15 protein-coding genes, 1 pseudogene and 2 riboswitches are annotated in these 17959 nt (G+C 69.7%); of the genes and pseudogenes, 15 read left to right on the top strand and 1 reads right to left on the bottom strand.

The genetic code is table 11. The features are described from left to right. The first annotated feature begins 191 nt into the window (after nt 1–191). The 15 genes and pseudogenes from GWK25_RS44535 to GWK25_RS13870 all read left to right on the top strand — a co-directional run bounded on the left by GWK25_RS44535 (nt 192) and on the right by GWK25_RS13870 (nt 14832). The gene (locus GWK25_RS44535; RefSeq protein WP_308404232.1) at nt 192–407 is read left to right on the top strand and encodes an ATP-binding cassette domain-containing protein; all 216 of its coding nucleotides are present in this window, start codon (nt 192–194) and stop codon (nt 405–407) included. An 82-nt stretch (nt 408–489) separates the two neighbouring features. Beyond that, the gene (locus GWK25_RS13805) at nt 490–1884 is read left to right on the top strand and encodes an alanine racemase (protein WP_308404233.1); all 1395 of its coding nucleotides are present in this window, start codon (nt 490–492) and stop codon (nt 1882–1884) included. 92 nt (nt 1885–1976) lie between these two features. Next, nucleotides 1977–2957: an ornithine cyclodeaminase gene (locus GWK25_RS13810; protein ID WP_215450389.1), complete on the top strand. Its 981-nt coding sequence runs from the start codon at nt 1977–1979 to the stop codon at nt 2955–2957. Nucleotides 2958–2986: 29 nt separating this feature from the next. Continuing rightward, nucleotides 2987–4390 (top strand): MATE family efflux transporter, encoded by a 1404-nt coding sequence (locus GWK25_RS13815; RefSeq protein ID WP_251828855.1) that lies wholly within the window; start codon nt 2987–2989, stop codon nt 4388–4390. A 47-nt stretch (nt 4391–4437) separates the two neighbouring features. Continuing rightward, nucleotides 4438–5526 carry a histidinol-phosphate transaminase gene (gene hisC, locus GWK25_RS13820; protein WP_308404234.1) on the top strand — a complete coding sequence of 363 codons (1089 nt, stop codon included), beginning with the start codon at nt 4438–4440 and terminating at the stop codon, nt 5524–5526. After that, nucleotides 5523–6506, top strand: a complete 984-nt coding sequence (locus tag GWK25_RS13825; protein WP_215450395.1) for a PLP-dependent cysteine synthase family protein — start codon at nt 5523–5525, stop codon at nt 6504–6506. Before hisC ends, GWK25_RS13825 begins: the two co-directional genes overlap by 4 nt. An 85-nt stretch (nt 6507–6591) precedes the next feature. Further along, on the top strand, nt 6592–7605 hold the full coding sequence (locus GWK25_RS13830) for an ABC transporter substrate-binding protein (RefSeq protein WP_251828856.1): 1014 nt from the start codon (nt 6592–6594) through the stop codon (nt 7603–7605). A 142-nt stretch (nt 7606–7747) separates the two neighbouring features. Next, complete coding sequence (locus tag GWK25_RS13835; RefSeq protein WP_215457363.1) at nt 7748–8716, top strand: iron chelate uptake ABC transporter family permease subunit; 969 nt, start codon at nt 7748–7750, stop codon at nt 8714–8716. Next, nucleotides 8716–9555: an ABC transporter ATP-binding protein gene (locus GWK25_RS13840; protein ID WP_215450397.1), complete on the top strand. Its 840-nt coding sequence runs from the start codon at nt 8716–8718 to the stop codon at nt 9553–9555. Before GWK25_RS13835 ends, GWK25_RS13840 begins: the two co-directional genes overlap by 1 nt. A gap of 87 nt (nt 9556–9642) precedes the next feature. Then, a pseudogene (locus GWK25_RS13845) lies at nt 9643–9917 on the top strand (Fe-Mn family superoxide dismutase); the annotation flags it as partial. A 241-nt stretch (nt 9918–10158) separates the two neighbouring features. After that, nucleotides 10159–10351, top strand: a riboswitch (cobalamin riboswitch). Between the two features lie 40 nt (nt 10352–10391). After that, nucleotides 10392–10805: a (2Fe-2S) ferredoxin domain-containing protein gene (locus GWK25_RS13850; protein WP_215450399.1), complete on the top strand. Its 414-nt coding sequence runs from the start codon at nt 10392–10394 to the stop codon at nt 10803–10805. Nucleotides 10806–10993: 188 nt separating this feature from the next. Continuing rightward, the gene (locus tag GWK25_RS13855; RefSeq protein WP_215450401.1) at nt 10994–11989 is read left to right on the top strand and encodes an ABC transporter substrate-binding protein; all 996 of its coding nucleotides are present in this window, start codon (nt 10994–10996) and stop codon (nt 11987–11989) included. Next, entirely contained in the window at nt 11986–13116 is a 1131-nt protein-coding gene (locus tag GWK25_RS13860; RefSeq protein WP_374200611.1) for a FecCD family ABC transporter permease, read from the top strand. The genes GWK25_RS13855 and GWK25_RS13860 overlap by 4 nt, the downstream gene beginning before the upstream one ends. Before the next feature lie 59 nt (nt 13117–13175). Next, nucleotides 13176–13982, top strand: coding sequence for an ABC transporter ATP-binding protein (locus GWK25_RS13865; protein WP_215457364.1), 807 nt, complete (start codon nt 13176–13178; stop codon nt 13980–13982). A gap of 133 nt (nt 13983–14115) precedes the next feature. After that, nucleotides 14116–14832 (top strand): (2Fe-2S)-binding protein, encoded by a 717-nt coding sequence (locus GWK25_RS13870; protein WP_215450403.1) that lies wholly within the window; start codon nt 14116–14118, stop codon nt 14830–14832. A 412-nt stretch (nt 14833–15244) separates the two neighbouring features. Here the strand turns inward: GWK25_RS13870 and metE are convergent, their stop codons facing one another. Next, the gene (gene metE, locus GWK25_RS13875) at nt 15245–17563 is read right to left on the bottom strand and encodes a 5-methyltetrahydropteroyltriglutamate--homocysteine S-methyltransferase (RefSeq protein WP_215450405.1); all 2319 of its coding nucleotides are present in this window, start codon (nt 17561–17563) and stop codon (nt 15245–15247) included. 180 nt (nt 17564–17743) lie between these two features. Next, nucleotides 17744–17943, bottom strand: a riboswitch (cobalamin riboswitch). Nucleotides 17944–17959: the final 16 nt, after the last annotated feature.

A 17959-nucleotide genomic window follows, 5' to 3' on the forward strand; every position in this document is an offset into this window, starting at 1 on the left:
GGACGCCGGATGGCGCCACGCTCTCACGGCTCAGCAGGCGGCGGCAGGCCGGTCGAAGAACTCTTCGTCTCGCGTCGCGTCGCCCATCGGCGCCGGCCGAACTCGCGCAGCTCCTCCCGCCCGATGCGCCGGCGGCTGCGCCCGGCCGGACACGAGGCCGAGGCCGTCGCGCGCGCCGGCCAGGCACGCCAGTGCATCACGACGCTGCGGACGGCTACGACACAGTCGCCGGTGAACGCGGCGCGCTCATGTCCGGCGGCCAACGGCAACGCATCGCGATCGCACGGGCCCTGCTGAAGGACGCTCCGATCCTCGTCATGGACGACGAGGAGCTTCTCGCCCTCGACGGCGCCTACGTCGAGCTGCTGTCCTGGCAACTCGACGGTTTCGCCGGGCCGGACGCCTGACTTCTTCCCCTGCGCACCGGGTGGGCAGGGGACCCTTACCTGCTTATTGAAAATGAGTGTCATCATCGTGTAAGAATCTGGTGTGCTTATATCACCGCAGGCGTCGGCGCCTCCGATGGCCGGAGTGCGGCCCTTCGCGCTCACCGCACTTCGGCATCCCACGGTCGCCACGCTTCTCGCGGATCACCGCGCGCTGCTGGCCGACCTTCTGGAGGGACTGGGATCACCGCTGCACGTCGTGCTGCCCGAGATCTTCGAGGAGAACGTCACCGAACTCCGGCGGGCGTTCGCCGAGGCGGGCGCCACCGCCGACATCCTGTTCGCCAAGAAGGCGAACAAGGCCGCCTGCTACGTCACGTCGGCCGCTGCCCTCGGCGTCGGGATCGACGCCGCCAGCACCCCCGAACTGGTCAAGGCCCTGGCCGGTGGGGTGCCCGGACACCGGATCGGCGTCTCCGGCCCGGAGAAGGACGACACGCTGCACTCTCTCGCGGTTCAGCACGGCTGCCTGGTCGCCGTCGACTCGATCAGCGAACTACGTCGGCTCGCCGCGACCGCACGGCTCGCGCGACGGCAGGCCAGTGTCCTGCTGAGGTGCCGGACGGCCGGTCAACCGGGAAGCCGCTTCGGGCTGTCCGCCTCCGAGCGTGACGCCGCCGTCGGTCTGTGCGCGGAACTCGCCGACCACATCAGCCTCCGCGGCTTCTCCTTCCATCTGAACGGCTACTCCACCGCGGAACGCGCGACGGCGGCGAACGAGATGATCGAGCACTGCCTCGACGCCAGGCGGCGCGGCTCGCTCCGCGCCGAACTGGTGGACATCGGCGGCGGGTTGCCGGTCCGCTATGTCGAGCCGCGACTCTGGGACGAGTTCATCGAGCAGAACCGCCCGGCCCACTACCACGCGGCCAAGGACTTCAAGGACTTCTATCCGTACGGCGGGCAGACCGCCGCCGAGGCAGTGCGCGCGATCATGGCGCACCCGGTCGACGGGGACGAGACGCTGTCGGCGAAGGCACGACGCATCGGCATCCGGTTCGTCGTAGAGCCCGGCCGTGCCCTGCTCGACCAGGCCGGATTCACGATGTACCGCGTACAGCAGGTGGACGACCGGCGGGACACCGACGGCTACGCCATCGTCACGGTCGCCGGCAGCAGTTTCAGCCTCTCCGAGCAGTGGTTCAACAGTGACTACCTCCCCGACCCGCTGCTGATGTCCGCCCGGTCCACCGCCGACGAGATGTTCCCGGCCTGCGTCGCGGGCTCGACCTGCCTGGAGAGCGACCTGGTGACCTGGCGGAAGATCGGCTTCCCGCGCCCCGTCCGGCGCGGTGACCACCTGGTCTACCTCAACACCGCGGGCTACCAGATGGACTCCAACGAATCACCGTTCCATGACGCCGCGCTACCCCTGAAAGCCGTTCTCCGCCTCGGTGACGGCGGGGCCCGGCCGCGCTGGCACCTGGACGGGATCTGACGCCACCTCGAACCGATCCGGCGCGACCTCGAACCGATCCGGCGCGACCTCGAACCAGTCCGGCACGACCTCGAACGAAGGAGAAACCCCGCATGTCACAGAGCTACGCCCCGCCCGGGCAGTTGTGGCTCTTGCCGCAGTCCCAGCAAGAAGGTCTCGACCTTGACCACCGCCAGGTGATCGAGGTCGTCGAGCAGGCGTACCGCGCACTGCGCGAAGGCGGCTCGAACAACCCGGTCAAGACGATCATCGACGATCCCGACCACCGCTCGCTGAGCTATTCGATGGTGGCCAGGGACGGGGGCAGCGGCACCGTCTGCTTCAAGGCCGTCTACGAGTTCGACCCGCGCCGCACCCGGGACAGTTACCGGTTCCACTCGTTCGTCTTCCTCGTCGACGACACCACCGGGGCGCCCATAGCGCTGATGGACGTGGTGAAGCTCGGCCCCCTGCGGTCCTCGGCCACGACCGCGCTGTTCGCCCGCGCGGCCTGCCCCGACGCCAGAACCGCCCTGGTCGTCGGCACCGGCGTCCAGGGGCAGGCGGCCCTGCCGATGCTGGTCGCGGCCCTGCCGAAGCTGGAGCGCCTGCAGGTGTTCGGTACCTACCCCGAGGGTCTGCGCGCGGTCCAGGACAGCGTCGACGGACGCGAGGTCGAGATCGTCAAGGATCTCCGCGAGGCCGCCGGCGAGGCGGACATCGTGATCGGCGCCGCCGGCCTGTCGGCCACGGAGGAGGTCCGGCGCGACTGGATGAAGCCGGGCTCGGTCGCCGTACTCCTCGGGTACGGCGTGCACGCCGACGTGTGCCACGGCGCGGACTACCGGATCGCCACTGACACCGCCCAGATGCACGCCACCTGCGACGACCTGCGGGGCGAGGACGGCAGCCTGCCGTCGGTCGACGCCCAGTTGCCGGACGTCCTGCTCGGCCGGGCACCCGCCCGGCGCACTCCGGACGACGTGGTCTTCGCCTACAACAGCGGCATGGCGGTCACGGACGCCGCACTGGGCCGGTACATAGCCGATCTCGCGCAGTCGAGCGGACGCGGGGAAAAGGTCAACTTCTGGTGAGCAGTACCCGGACAACCGACACGACCGACATGACAGAGGCCGGCGTCGGCTGGTGGGTCAAGAACTCGCGGGCGCTGCTGAAGCTCGCGTTTCCGCTGATCCTGACCAACTTCGCCTATGTCGCGCTGACCACCGTGGACATCGTGATGCTGGGCAGGCTCGGGGCGGTCGAGATCGCCGCCGCCGGTCTGGCCATCGCGCTGTTCAACCAGTTGCGTACCACCGGGACCGGCCTGGTCACCGGGGTCAGCAACCTGGTGGCCGAGGCGCGGGTGCGAGGCGACCGGGAACGGATCGGCGCACTGCTGTTCGCGGGCTTCTTCTGGGCGACCGTCTGCGGTGTGGCGTTCTGCGCGGTGCTGCTGCTGATCGGCCCGCTGCTCATCCTGCTGGGTCAGGACCCGAAGGTGGTCGACAAGGCGGGTGACTTCCTGGTGGTCCTGGCGCCGGGCATGCTGCCCTGCCTGTGGTTCCAGAACCTGCGGCACTTCACCACCGGCCTCAAGCGCCCCGGCCCACTGCTGGCGATCACACTGGCCTCGGTCGGCGTGACCATCGGCCTGAACTACGCACTGATCTACGGCAAGTTCGGCCTGCCGGAGTTCGGATTCGTCGGCGTCGCGATCGCCACCGTCACGGTGTTCCTGCTGTCCTTCCTGGCGTTCATCGCGGTGATCCTGCGTGACAGCGTCCTGCGCCCGTACCTCACCTCGCCCGACGCGCGGCGCTGGAACGGGGACGCGGTCCGGTCCGTCTGGCGCCTCGGCCTGCCGATCTCGGGCACCTATGCCTCGGAGGCCGGGTTCTTCAGCGTGCTCACCCTGATCATCGGCTCCCTGGGCGTCAACGCCCTCGCCGCGCAGACGGTCCTGAACCAGATCGTCTACATCGTCTTCATGATCTCCGCCGGCCTGTCCCACGCGGCGTCGATCCACATCAGCGAGGCCGACGGCGTGAACGACTACGCGACGGCACGCCGAGTGGGGCTTCTCGGCGCGGCCTGGGGCGTGATCGCGACGCTGGTGATCGCCGTCCTGTACCTGGCGATCCCGAACCCGATCGTGTCCCTGTTCATCTCGGCCGAGCACGCCGACAACTCGGACATCGTCGCTCTCACCGTGACCGGACTCCTCATCGCCGCCCTCATGCAGGTGTTCGACGCCACGCAGAACATCGGCAACGGCATCCTGCGCGGCATCGGCGACACCGCCGGGCCCTTCCGGATCTCCCTGGTCGGCTACTGGCTGATCGGGCTGCCCGCCGGCTACCTGCTCGGAGTGACCGCCGACTGGGGCGTCGAGGGCGTCTGGATCGGCCAGACCATCGGCCTCGCGGCCACCGCCGCCATCCTGCTGGTCGCGTTCCTGCGCCGCGTCGACCGGCTCCACCGCGAGACGTCAGGCGCACCCGTCCCGCAACCGGAGCCGTCATGAACCCCGTCCTCGCACCAGCCACTTCGGCGTCGTTGATACGCGGCGAAGTGGCTGACCTGCCGCTCTACGATCCCGGCGCCGACCCGGACGAGGTGGCCGCCCTCAGCGGCGGCCGCGTGATCAAACTCTCCAACAACGAGAACCCGTACGGCGTCTCTCCCGCGGTCGCCGAAGCCGTACGCCGCACTCTGGCCGGCGGCGTCTCCCGCTACCCCGACCCCACCGGCAAGCGGCTGGCCGAGGCCATCGGGACAAGCCTGGACGTGCCCGCCGAGCACGTCGTGCTCGGCAACGGTTCGGAGAACATTCTGGAGTTGCTGTGCCAGGCCGTACTCGATCCCGGTGACCTGGTGGTCACCCAGGCGCCCGGATTCGCCCTGCATGAAATCTTCCCCCGCGTCATGGGCGCCCGGGTCGTCAAGGTCCCTGTGACTGCCGAGTTCGGATTCGACGCGGCCGCCTGGCGTGACGCGCTGTCCGCGGGACCGAAGCTCGTCTTCCTCGCCAACCCCTGCAACCCCACCGGCGCGATGCTCGGCGCCGGCGAACTGGAGCAGGTCGTTGCCGCCATGCCGGAGTCGGCCCTGCTCGTGCTCGACGAGGCGTACGGAGAGTTCGCCCGGACCGACCCCGAGTACCCGGACGGGCTGGAGGCCCTGCGCGGCCAGGACCGGCCGTGGATCGTCCTGCGCACCTTCTCCAAGGCCTACGGCCTGGCGGGCTTCCGGGTGGGGTACGGCATCGCCTCCGACGCCGCCCTGATCCAGGCACTGGACCGGGTCCGTACTCCGTACAACGTCAACCAACTCGCCCAGGCCGCCGCCATCGCCGCGCTGGGCGACCACGAGCACCTGGCGGAAACGGTGCGCCGGACCGGTCTGGAGATCGCCAGGGTCACGGACCGGCTGCGCGGCGCGGGACTGCGTGTCGTCCCGTCCTCGACCAACTTCCTTTTCATCGACACCGGTCACCGCTCCGACCGAGTCGCCCAGGAGCTGCACCGCGCCGGAATCATCGTCAAGGCGTGGCGCGAGCCGGGATACGAGACCTACATCCGAGCCTCCCTGTCGACGCCCGAGGAGAACGACGTGTTCGTGCGGTGTCTGACGGAGATCTGCGCGAAGGGAAAGCTGTGATCAAGAGCAAGGTATCCGACCTGATAGGCCGAACACCCCTGCTCAAACTGTCAGTCGCGGAGGGTTCGGCGACCGTCCTGCTGAAGCTGGAGCAGTTCAACCCCACCGGCACCGCCAAGATCCGGATGGCCCGGAACATGGTGGACGAGGCGGAGGCGGCGGGGCTGCTCGCGCCTGGTGGGTGGCTGGTCGAGTCCACCTCCGGCAACACCGGGCTCGGGCTGGCACTCATCGCAGCCGAACGCGGCTACAAGTTCACCGCCGTGGTCGACAACCACTCCAGCATCGACAAGCTGCGCGGCATGCTCGCCTACGGCGCCGACATACTCAACGTCGCCGGGGACGAGGAGGGCCTCGCCACCGCCGAACGCGACACCGTGGCCGAGAAACTGGCGGCCGAGCAAGGCGCGTACTGGACCGCGCAGCACCGCAATCAGGGGAACCCCAACGGCTACCGGCCGCTCGCCCACGAACTGCACGACGACCTCGGCGACGACATCGACTACCTGTACGGGGCGGTGGGCACCGGCGGCTCGCTCTGCGGCACCGGTCGCGTCCTGCGCGAACGCATCCCGGACCTGAAGATCATCGGCGTCGAGCCGGTCGGGTCCGTCGTCTTCGGCGGGCCGGGCGCGCCGTACCACCAGTCCGGCACCGGTACGCCCGAAGGCTCGGAGATCGGCGGCGTCGTCGACTACGAAGTGATCGACGAGGGGGTCAAGGCCAGCGACTCGGAAGCCTTCGAGACCTGCCGTTACCTGGCGAGGAACTTCGGCATCCTGATGGGCGGTTCAGCCGGCGGCGTGGTCTACAAGGCCCTGGAGCGGGCGCAGAACGCGGGGGCCGGGACCACCATCGTCGTGCTGGTCTGCGACGGCGGCGACAAGTACCTGGACACCGTCTTCAACGACGACTGGATGGCCGCCAACGGCCTGTTCGACGAGCAGGTCGTCCACCGGCTGGCCGCGATGCTGCGGTAACAACGGCCGACGGGCCGATCACTGCGACACGACGCCCTTATTCCATCACCAACAGACTGGTACTCTGCAGCCGATGAAAATGAAAATGATTTCCACAATGTTGACGGCCGCGGCGGTGCTCGCGGTCGCCGGGTGCGGCAACGACTCCGCCTCCGATGCGGCCGGGAAGGCGACGACGGCTGCGAAGGGCGCGACGACCTACCCGTTCACCATCAAGAACTGCGGCACCGACGTGACCTACAAGGCCGCGCCGAAGAAGGTCGTCACGCTGAACCAGACCGCCGCCGAGATCCTCATCCGCCTGGGAGTGGGGGACCGGATCGTCGGATCGGGCTATGAGATCGAGAAGGCGCCGGACGCGATCGCCGCGCAGTACGAGAAGATTCCGATCCTGTCCGGGGACGGCGAGACGATCAAGCACGAGAAGCTGCTGGAAGCGCAGCCGGACTTCGTCTACAGCTCTTTCGCGAGCTTCCTCACCAAGGAGGAGGCCGGTGACCGCAAGGACCTGCACGACCTGGGCGTGCCGACCTACCTGACCGAGTTCGACTGCTCGTACCACGAGAGCGTGGCCGACGCGGACTTCGAGATGCTGTACGAGGAGTACCGCCGCCTGGGCAAGATCATGGGCGTGCCCGACGCCGGCGAGAAGCTGGCGACCGAGCAGAAGGCCGTGGTGGACAAGGCGCTGAAGGGCTACAAGAAGCCGGACAAGCCGCTGAAGGTGATGTGGTTCTACTCCACCTACGAGGGCACCCCGTGGGCCGCGGGCCCCGGCGGTCTGCCGCAGCACATCTCCGAGAGCGTCGGGGTCGAGAACATCTTCAAGGACGCGAAGACCAAGTGGGCGGAGGTGAGCTGGGACGAGGTCGCCGCCCGGAATCCCGACGTCATCATCCTGGCCGACCTGAGCCGAGGCGAACCCAACGACACCGCCAAGGAGAAGATCGAGCTGCTCAAGAAGGACCCCCTCACCCGCAAGCTCGCCGCCGTGCAGGGCGACCGGTTCGTCACCATCCCCGGCACCCACATGGACCCCAGCTACGGCAGCGCGTCCGCGGTACCCGCGCTGGTCGACGGCCTGAACAAGCTTGGCTGAGCCGTCAACCACCATGACCACGAGCTCACAGACGACTGCCGCGCCCACCGGGACTCCGGTCACCAGCCCTGAGAAGGTTCCGGTTGGCGCGCGGCGCGCCTCGACGGCGGCACTCTTCATCCTGGCCGTGGCCGGGCTGCTGATGTCGATCGTCGCCGCCTCGCTGTTCGGAAGCGCGAACATCCAGCCCCTGGATGTCGTCTCCACGATCCTCAGGCACATCGGCCTGGGCGATATCGCCCCCACCCCGCCACTGCCGGGGCTGCTGGACGCGTTGATCTGGGAGTCACGTTTCCCGCGGGTGCTGCTGGCCTGCGTGGTCGGCATGGCCCTGGCGGTATCGGGCGCGGTCCTGCAGGCGGTCACCAGGAATCCCCTGGCCGACCCCTACCTGCTGGGAGTCTCCTCCGGCGCCTCCACCGGCGCGGTCGCCGTGCTCCTGCTGGGCATCGGCGGAAGCATCTCCCTGTCGACCGGAGCGTTCGTCGGCGGCCTGGTTTCCTTCGCCCTGCTGCTGGTCCTCCTCGGCGGGGGGCGCGTCGCCAGCCCTTCCCGAGTGGTGCTCACCGGCGTGCTCGTGTCCCAGTTCTTCGCGGCGCTCACCTCGGTCATCCTCATGGTCAGCGGCGACGCGAACTCCACCCGCGGCTTCACCTACTGGCTGCTCGGCACCCTCGGCGGCGCCCGATGGGACGGCGTGACCGTCACCGTCGTGATCATCCTGATCGGGGTGATCGCCGTCCAGTTCTTCGCGCCCGCCCTCGACGCCTTCACGTTCGGGTGGGACTCCGCCGAAGCCCTGGGGATCAACGTCACCGCTGCCCGCGTCTGGCTGATGGTGCTGACCTCGGTCATGACGGCGGCCGCCGTGGCGGCCTCCGGCGCGATCGGCTTCATCGCGCTGCTCGTCCCGCACGCAGTCCGTATTCTCGCGGGCCCGACGCACCGCTCCCTGCTCCCCCTGTCCGCACTCGTCGGCGCCATCTTCCTCATCTGGGTGGACGTGTTCGCGCGGACGGCGTTCTCGCCGCACGAACTGCCCGCCGGCGTCATCACCGCGCTTCTCGGCGCGCCTGCCTTCGCGCTGGTCCTGAAGCGTCTGGAGTCCTGATGGGCCGCATCACCACCACCCAACTCTCCTGGTCGGTCAAGGGCCACCGGCTGCTGGACAACATCGAGATGGCGGCCCACGACGGGAAGATCGTCGGCCTTCTCGGCCCCAACGGCTCGGGCAAGTCGACACTGCTGCGCCTGCTCGCCGGACTGCGCCGCCCCGACACCGGAACCATCCACTTCGACGACACCAGCCTGCACGACCTCAGCCGCCGGGTGCGGGCCCGCCGGCTCGCCGTCGTCGAACAGGACGTGTCCGCCCACAACCACGTCAACGTCCGCCAGGTCGTGGAACTCGGCCGCACACCGTTCCGCGGCCGCTTCGACGCACTGACCGAGCAAGACCGGCGGATCGTCGACGCGGCGCTGGAACGGACCGACATCACCGGCAAGCAGTACCAGAGCTGGCACACCCTCTCCGGAGGGGAGAAGCAGCGCGCCCAACTCGCCCGCGCTCTCGCCCAGGAACCGCAGGAGATCCTGCTCGACGAACCCACCAACCACCTCGACATACGCCACCAGCTCGAGCTCCTCGACCTGCTGACCTCACTGGAGGTCACCTGCGTCGTGGCCCTGCACGACCTCAACCTCGCCGCCCGTTACTGCGACCACATCGTCGTCCTCGACCACGGTGAGGTCGCCGCGGCGGGCGCTCCGGAGGCCGTGCTGACCCGGGACCTGATCCAGTCGGTCTACGGCGTCGACGTCCTCGTCGACCGCGAACACACCACCGGCACCCTCCGCATCACCTACCTGGCCGCCACCGCCACGGGAACGACTGCTGCACAAGTGAGGCAACTCGATCCCCAAGAGGGCTTGTCAGCTGCCGACCGGTGATGTCGTAGCCGGATGAGGAGAGTGCACCGTTTCGGCAGACGACTGGGCACTCCCACACCGCTTTCGGTGTTCTGGTGAGCCAGCCGCAAGAACCTGGCCTTCCACCTCTCCGGCCGCATCCTGCACAGCATCTACTGGCACAACACGACCGGTGAGGGCGGGGGCGAGCCGCTGGAGAAGGACGGCGTGGGCGAGTCGGCGGACGCCATCGCCGAGTCCTTCGGGTCCTTCGCCGACTTCAAGGCGCAGCTGTCCAAGGCGTGGGCCACGACGCAGGGTTCAGGCTGGGACGTGCTGGCGTGCTGGCGTACGAGCCGCTGAGCAGCTGGCTGATCGTCGAGCAGGTCCACGACCACCAGGGCCTGCTGTCCGCGCCGTGAGCGTGGTGATGCCGTAGCGGCGACGGCGCGGCTGTCCTGCTCGTGATCGTCTTCTCGACCTTCACTTGCACGCGGTATGACGAAGGGCTTCCGCGAGGACGTGACTCCGGGGAGCCCTTGGGTTGTCCCGGTTCCCGGACATAGGGGGAGGCGCGCGATGCTTTCGTGCGCGGGTCGTGTGCTGCGCCTCACCACGGCGCATCGCGCCGCGGACGTATGAGATGACGTGTCCTTCTGTCATGATGGCCCGCGACAAAGGCGACGGCGGAACGAGGAAGCCGGTGTGAATCCGGCGCGGTACCGCCACTGTGATCGGCGAGCGGATCCCGAACAGACCACTGCCCGGACGCGGGTGGGAAGGCCGGGACGAGCACTGACCCGAGAGCCAGGAGACTCACGCGGTCGCCTCCTCGATGTGACTGGGGCGGATTTCCCCGGGGAGGCTGGTGTGTCGGGATGCCCACGGACGTATCGCGGGACGGCTCGGTGCCGTGCCGGGTCGTGGTGTGCCGGGACTGCTGCTGCGGCAGTCCGAAGGTGACCGGTGTGGACCACGGTGAGCAGACCGCGCGTCTGGCCGAGGACGCCCCGGTCCGGATCACCGAGTGTCTCGACGTGTGCGAGCAGGCGAATGTGATCGTCGTGCAGCCCTCGTCGGAGGGGCGCGCCGCCGGTGGCCGTCCGGTCTGGTTCGGCCTCGTCAACGATTCCGACGCGACCGAGGACATCGCCGCCTGGGTACGGGCGGGCGGACCGGGCATCGCGGAACTGCCGGACATCCTGGACCTCTACGTCTTCACCCCGCCCCGGCGCGCCCGGGCCGGGAACTCCGTGTCATCGGCTGCCGAGGCGGCTCGACAGCTGACGTGACGCGACTGACGCGCCGCGACTGACGCGCCGCGACTGACTCGACGACTCCCGACCCGACCTGACCTGCCCGATCGACCCGACGCGATCGAACTCAGCCACTCCGGCCGGCCGTCGTACCCGGCCGCCCTCCGGACCACCACCTGGTCCGGACCGTTCCCGTTCCACCCCGCGGTGAGAGGACCCACCCCATGATGGGCAAGCGCCCGATGTCCCTGCTGTCGGCGATCGCCGCCGCGGCCCTGCTGATATCCGGCTGTGGCGGGAGCGCCACCCGGGACGACGCCGCCCAGGCCGCCGGCCCCGCCGTCGACGGCTTCCCCGTCACCCTCTCCAACTGCGGTGTGAAGACGACCTATCAGCGTCCTCCGCAGCGCGCGGTGTCGCTGAACCAGCACGCGACCGAGGTCATGCTGGCGCTGGGCCTGGGGAAGTCGTTGGTGGGCACGGCCTACCTCGACGACAAGATCCTCCCCGAGTACCAGGACGCGTACGACGGCATCAAGGTCATCGCGAAGGAGTACCCGTCCTTCGAAGCGCTGTTGTCCGCCGAACCCGACTTCGCCTACGGCGGTTTCGCCAGCACCTTCGACGAGAAGGAGGGCCGCAGCCGCGATGCCCTGTCCAAGGCCGGGATCAACTCCTACCTGAACATCGAGGAGTGCCCGTCCGGGCCCGTGACGATGGCCACGATGGACCAGGAGATCCGCAACGTGGCCAAGATCTTCGGGGTGCCGGAACGAGCCGACAAGGAGCTGAAGAAGCTCCACGCCACCCTCGACACGGTCGAGAGCAAGCTCGCCGGAGTCACGCCGGTCAAGCTCTTCGTCTACGACAGCGGAGACAAGACGGCCTTCACCGCCGGCGGGGCGGGCATCGGCAACGAGATGATCAAGCAGGCGGGCGCGGTGAACCTCTTCGCCGACGTGGACAAGGCGTTCGGCGACGTGTCGTTCGAGCAGGTGGCCGAGCGGGCGCCCGAGGTCATCGTCATCTACGACTACGGCGACCAGTCGGTCGAGGACAAGAAGAAGTTCCTGCTGTCGAACCCGGCGCTCAAGGACGTACCCGCCATCAGGAACAAGCGGTTCGCCGTGCTGCCCCTGTCGTCCACGGTGCTGGGCGTCCGGGTGCCGGCCGCCGTGGAGTCCCTGGCCCGCCAGATCCACCCGGATCGCTTCAAGTGAGCGGCGCGACCGACGCGGCGGGCGTGACCGAGGAGAAGGACGCGGGCGCCGGACCGGAGGCGAGCTTCCGGAGAGCGGTCGGCGGTGATGTCACAGTCCCGGGCCGCAAGCGGATTCCCTACCCGCTCGTGCTCCTGCTGCTCGGCGCGCTCGTCCTGGTCTCGGCCACGTTCGGGATCGCCGTCGGATCCATCGGCGTCCCGGCCGACCAGGTGTGGGGCATCCTGCTGCACCGCGTGCATCCGGCGCTGGCCGACCCGACCTGGACTCCTGTCCGCGAGACGATCGTCATCGACGTACGGCTGCCGCGCGTGCTGCTGGCCGGTGTCGTGGGCGCGGGCCTCGCCGTGTGCGGGATGGCCCTGCAGGCTCTGGTGCGCAACCCGCTCGCGGACCCGATGCTGCTCGGGGTCTCCTCGGGTGCCACGGTCGGCGCGGTGCTGGTCGTCGTCTTCGGCCTCACCCTGTTCGGGGTGTTCTCCCTGCCGGTGGCGGCGTTCCTCGGCGCTCTCGCCGCGCTCGTCGCCGTCTACTTCCTGGCCCGGTCCGGCGGGCGGATGACCACCGTACGGCTGGTGCTGGCGGGCGTGGCGATGGCCGAGGTGCTGTCGGCGCTCGCCAGCTTCCTGGTCGTCACCTCCGACGACCCGCACAAGACGCAGTCGGCGCTGCGCTGGATGCTCGGCGGGCTGGGCGGCACGACCTGGACGGTGGTGTGGATCCCCGTCGGCGCCGTCCTGCTCGGCACGGCCGTCCTGCTCGGTGTCTGCCGGTCCCTCAACCTGCTCCTGGCGGGGGAGGAGGCCGCCGTCGCGCTCGGTCTGGACGTACACCGTTTCCGTGCCGCGATGTTCACGCTGGTCGCGTTGATGATCGGCACGATCGTCGCGGTCAGCGGCCAGATCGGCTTCGTCGGCCTGATCATGCCGCATGTCGTACGGCTGCTCGTCGGCGCCGACCACCGCCGCGCGCTGCCCGCCGCCGCGCTGCTCGGCGCGGCCTTCCTCATCGCCGCCGACCTGGCCGCACGCACCGTCATGAGCCCGGAGGAGATCCCCGTGGGCATCCTCACCGCCCTGGTCGGCGGCCCCTTCTTCCTGTGGCTGATGCGACGGAGGACAGCATGACGCACGACAGCGTGACGCAGGACAGCATGACGAGGAAGACACCGACAGCGACCGGCGCGATGACGGCCACGGCCGCACCCGGCACCCTTGCCGTGGAGGACGTCTCGGTCGTTGTGGAGGGGCGGGCGCTGGTGGACCGGGCGTCCCTGCGGGTGGCTCCCGGCGAGGTGGTGGGGCTCGTCGGCCCCAACGGCGCGGGCAAGTCCACCCTGTTGCGCACGGTCTACCGAGCCCTGCGCCCCACCTCGGGGCGGGTGCTGCTCGACGACCAGGACGTCCGCCGGATGTCCGGCAAGAGTCTGGCGCGCCGACTCGCCGCCGTTCTGCAGGAGTCGGCCGCCGACTTCGAGCTCTCGGTCCACGACGTGGTGGCCATGGGCCGCACCCCGCACAAGCGGCCCTTCGACGGGGACGACGCCGACGACCGCGCCATCATCATGGCCGCGCTCGACGAACTCGGCGCGGCCGGCCTCGCACAGGCCCCCTTCACCCGGCTGTCGGGCGGTGAGAAACAGCGCGTGCTGATCGCCCGGGCCCTCGCCCAGCGGGCGGGCACCATGGTGCTGGACGAGCCGACCAACCACCTCGACCTGCGCCACCAGCTCGACACCCTGCGCCTCGTCCGCCGGCTCGGCGTGACGGCCCTCGTCGCCCTCCACGACCTCAACCTGGCCGCCGCGTTCTGCGACCGGATCTGCGTGATGGACGGCGGCCGAGTCGTGACCACCGGGCCCCCCGCCGAGGTCCTCACCACCGAACTGCTGGCCGACGTCTACCGCGTCGACGCCGAGGTGACCAAGCACCCCCGCACCGGCGTACCGCACATCACGCTGCTTTCCGGTGCCGATCGCTGCGGAAAGAGGTGATGATTCCTTGACGACGGCCTGATGCGCCGCGTGTTGCATGAAATGCCGAGGAGATTTCCTCGCCATGCTCGCCATGCTCGGAGCCTGAATTCGGCACACCCGAATTCGAATCGGAACGACCCGAATTCGGCTCATGACCATACATACCGGAGTCGATGTGAATGCTCTGCGGCAGGCACCCGCGCCCGCAGTCGCCGAAGCCCTCAAGGACATCGCGTCCCTCGGTTCCTTCTTCTCGATCGAGCTCGGCGGCCCGGACGCCGGATGGCACCCCGTCGAGGAGGCGTACGCCCGCGGCTTCGCCGACCTGGTCACGGCGACCGCCGACCGCTACGCCACCCGTGAACTGCGCATCGGCGCCTCCATCGTGCAGCTCGGACACGCCGCGCGCCTGTGGTCACCAGTGCTGGCCTGCACCGTCGTACACGGTATCGTCCCCGACCTGACCCGACTGTTCCGCGCGGACGACGGCCCCGCACTGCGCCTGCCCGCAGTCCCCGACGGCTGGTACGCGCCCGAGATTCCGCAGCTCACGGACCTGCTGTACGAGATGGTCATGACCCGGCATCTGGATGCGCTGGCCGCCGGACTGCGCGTCAAGGTGGCCCCCGGACTGCTCGCCGGGAACGCGGCCTCGGCGCTCGTCGAGGCGGCCCGCGCCGTCCTGGCGGCCAGAGCGGATCTGCGTGACCCCCTCGCCGATCTCGTCGCCGGCCTGCTCAACACCGGCCGGCTGGCCGGTACCGGCAAAGTCATCGGACCCGATCTCGGCTTCCGCAGGCGTAGTTGTTGTCTGTATTACCGGGTGCCTTCGGGAGTGAAGTGCGAAGACTGCTCGCTGGCCGGATGAATTCCTCGGATCCCGACCGGAAACGGGTATTGAGAATTCGATTCGGCCGCCCGAGGCTAGCGTCCGTTCGGGAGCGAATCCGCAGGGGAGCACCAGGACGACGTCCGGACGGAGCGCGGCCAGCGCCTCGGTGTCGAGGGTGTAGAGGGACGACCCTGAGTGCGCCGAACCGCCGACGGCGTCGGAGATCTCACGGCTGGTGAGGTCGTCCGGGGTGAACTCCGCACCCGTCACGACCGGTACGCCGGTCACCGCCGCGGGTGGCCAGTCGCACTCGTGGGTCCGGCCCACCAGCCGTTCGACGAGGCCGAGCTCGGCCACGATGTTGGGCCCTCTTCATGCCTTGGTCGTGGCGGCGCCGCGCGTCCGGGGCCGGGACGCTCGTGGCGTCCCGGCCCACTGGGACCTACGGTCAGCAGGCGGGCAGCTCGCCTCTGACCGTGCGGGCGGCGGCGACCAGGTTCTCCAGGGAAGCCCGGGTCTCGGGCCAGCCGCGGGTCTTCAGGCCGCAGTCGGGGTTGACCCACAGCCGTTCGGCCGGGATCGCCTTCAGGCCCGTGCGGAGCAGCCCGGCGGCTTCCTCGGCGCTGGGGACGCGCGGGGAGTGGATGTCGTAGACACCCGGGCCGGCCTCGCGCGGGTAGCCGTGGGCGGCCAGCTCCCGGGCGACCTGCATGTGCGAGCGGGCTGCCTCCAGGCTGATGACGTCGGCGTCGAGGTCGTCGATGGCCTGGACGATGTCGCCGAACTCGGCGTAGCACATGTGGGTGTGGATCTGGGTGTCCGGGCGGACGCCGGCGGTGGTGAGCCGGAAGGCTTCCGTCGCCCATGCCAGGTAGCGGGCGTGATCCGCGGCGCGCAGCGGCAGCGTCTCGCGCAGTGCGGGCTCGTCGACCTGGATCACCGAGGTGCCCGCAGTTTCCAGGTCGTTCACCTCGTCGCGGAGGGCGAGGGCGACCTGACGGGCGGTCTCACCGAGGGGCTGGTCGTCCCGGACGAAGGACCAGGCGAGCATGGTGACCGGCCCGGTGAGCATGCCCTTGACCGGCTTGTCGGTGAGGGACTGGGCGTACGACGTCCAGCGCACCGTCATCGGCTCGGGGCGGGAAATGTCCCCGGCCAGGATCGGCGGGCGGACGTAGCGGGTGCCGTACGACTGGACCCAGCCGTGCTGCGTGGCCAGGTACCCCGTCAGCTGTTCGGCGAAGTACTGGACCATGTCGTTGCGTTCGGGCTCGCCGTGGACGAGGACGTCGATTCCGGTCTTCTCCTGGAAGGAGATGACCTCCTGGATCTCCGCCTTGATGCGCTCCTCGTAGCCGGCGGTGTCGATCCGTCCGGCGCGCAGGTCCGCCCGCGCGACGCGCAGTTCGCCGGTCTGCGGGAAGGACCCGATGGTGGTGGTCGGCAGCAGCGGCAGGCCGAGATGGGCGCGCTGGGCCGCGGCGCGTTCGCCGTACGGCTGGGAGCGGCGCGTGTCGGCGTCCGTGACGGCCTCGGCGCGGTTGCGTACGGCCGGGTCGCGGGTGATCGGGGAGCCGGCGCGGGAGGCCAGGTCGGCGCGGTTGGCGGCGAGTTCGGCCGTGATGGCGTCGGTGCCCTGGGCGAGGCCGCGTGCGAGGGTGACGATCTCGGCGGTCTTCTGCCGGGCGAAGGCGAGCCAGCGCAGAATCTGCGGCTCGATGTCCCGTTCCAGGCCCGTGTCGAGGGGCACGTGGAGGAGGGAGCAGGAGGCGGCGACGTCGACCCGGTCGGCGAGGCCCAGCAGGGTGCCGAGGGTGGAGAGGGACTTCGCCAGGTCGTTGATCCAGATGTTGCGGCCGTTGACGACACCGGCCACCAGGCGCTTGCCCGGCAGCCCGCCGACGGCGGCGAGCGCGTCGAGGTTGGCCGCGGCGGCCTCGGTGAAGTCCAGGGCGAGTCCCTCGACGGGGGCCTTCGCCAGGACGGGAAGCGCCTCGCCGAGCCGGTCGAAGTACGAGGCGACCAGCAGCTGCGGCCGGTCGGTCAGCGCCCCGAGGTCGCGGTAGGTGCGCTCGACGGCGTTCAGTTCCGCAGGGGTGCGGTCCTGCACGAAGGCGGGCTCGTCCAGCTGGACCCACTCGGCGCCGGCCGCGCGCAGGTCGGCGAGGACCTCGGCGTACACCGGCAGCAGGCGGTCGAGGAGGGTGAGCGGTTCGAAGTCCGCGGGGGCGCCGGGGGCGGGCTTGGCGAGGAGGAGGTAGGTGACGGGGCCGACCAGGACCGGGCGGGCGGTCAGGCCCAGCGCCAGGGTCTCCTTGAGCTCGGTGACCTGCTTGGTCGAGTCGGCCGTGAAGACGGTGTCCGGGCCCAACTCGGGCACGAGGTAGTGGTAGTTGGTGTCGAACCACTTGGTCATTTCCAGCGGGGCGACGTCCTGGGTGCCACGAGCCATGGCGAAGTAGCCGTCAAGGGCGTCGGCCTCGACGGCGGCGCGGTGGCGGTCGGGGATCGCGCCGACCATGACGGTGGTGTCGAGGACGTGGTCGTAGTACGAGAAGTCGCCGGTCGGCACCTCGTGGATGCCGGCGTCGGCGAGCTGCCGCCAGTTGGCGGCACGCAGGTCGGCGGCGGTGGCGCGGAGGGCGTCGGCGGTGACGCGGCCCTTCCAGTACCCCTCGATCGCCTTCTTCAGTTCCCGGTTCTGACCCTGGCGGGGGTAGCCGTACACGGTGGCCCGTGCTGCCGCGGCTGCGGACTTGCTGGTCACGGAGATCTCCTTCGCGAGACGATTCCCTGAGATCCCGGAGACGGGACGAGAACGCGAAGGGATGACGAACCGGACGGAACCGACCTCACGCGGCACAGCGCGGTCCTCCGCCTGGTATGTACGCCGACCCGCCCTCGAGGTCACCGAGATCTCCGCGCGCGGAACGGTCCGCGCACGGGCAGTTGGCAGGTCTTCGGACTCGCGGGCACGTCCTCGTCGTTCACCGAGGAGGACACCTACTGGCCGTCGCTTCCCGGGCCCGGTACGTCGGACCCAGTGCGTATGACGGCGGTCGTTCCCGCTCACCGCTGCGGGGCAGTCCCGGATTCCCACCGGGTTCCCTCTTGCGACACCCCGCCTGGCGGACGGGGCGAACCAGCTGCTCCGGCCACCCTA

This window comes from Streptomyces sp. ATCC 21386 (assembly GCF_018728545.1).
Taxonomy (GTDB): domain Bacteria; phylum Actinomycetota; class Actinomycetes; order Streptomycetales; family Streptomycetaceae; genus Streptomyces.

Coding starts and splice junctions, on each gene's coding strand:
- GWK25_RS13840 (WP_215450397.1), top strand. CDS start 8,716: ATGGGCCGCATCACCACCACCCAACTCTCCTGGTCGGTCAAGGGCCAC.
- GWK25_RS13810 (WP_215450389.1), top strand. CDS start 1,977: ATGTCACAGAGCTACGCCCCGCCCGGGCAGTTGTGGCTCTTGCCGCAG.
- GWK25_RS13815 (WP_251828855.1), top strand. CDS start 2,987: ATGACAGAGGCCGGCGTCGGCTGGTGGGTCAAGAACTCGCGGGCGCTG.
- GWK25_RS13865 (WP_215457364.1), top strand. CDS start 13,176: ATGACGGCCACGGCCGCACCCGGCACCCTTGCCGTGGAGGACGTCTCG.
- GWK25_RS13850 (WP_215450399.1), top strand. CDS start 10,392: ATGCCCACGGACGTATCGCGGGACGGCTCGGTGCCGTGCCGGGTCGTG.
- GWK25_RS13870 (WP_215450403.1), top strand. CDS start 14,116: ATGACCATACATACCGGAGTCGATGTGAATGCTCTGCGGCAGGCACCC.
- GWK25_RS13855 (WP_215450401.1), top strand. CDS start 10,994: ATGATGGGCAAGCGCCCGATGTCCCTGCTGTCGGCGATCGCCGCCGCG.
- GWK25_RS13835 (WP_215457363.1), top strand. CDS start 7,748: ATGTCGATCGTCGCCGCCTCGCTGTTCGGAAGCGCGAACATCCAGCCC.
- GWK25_RS13830 (WP_251828856.1), top strand. CDS start 6,592: ATGATTTCCACAATGTTGACGGCCGCGGCGGTGCTCGCGGTCGCCGGG.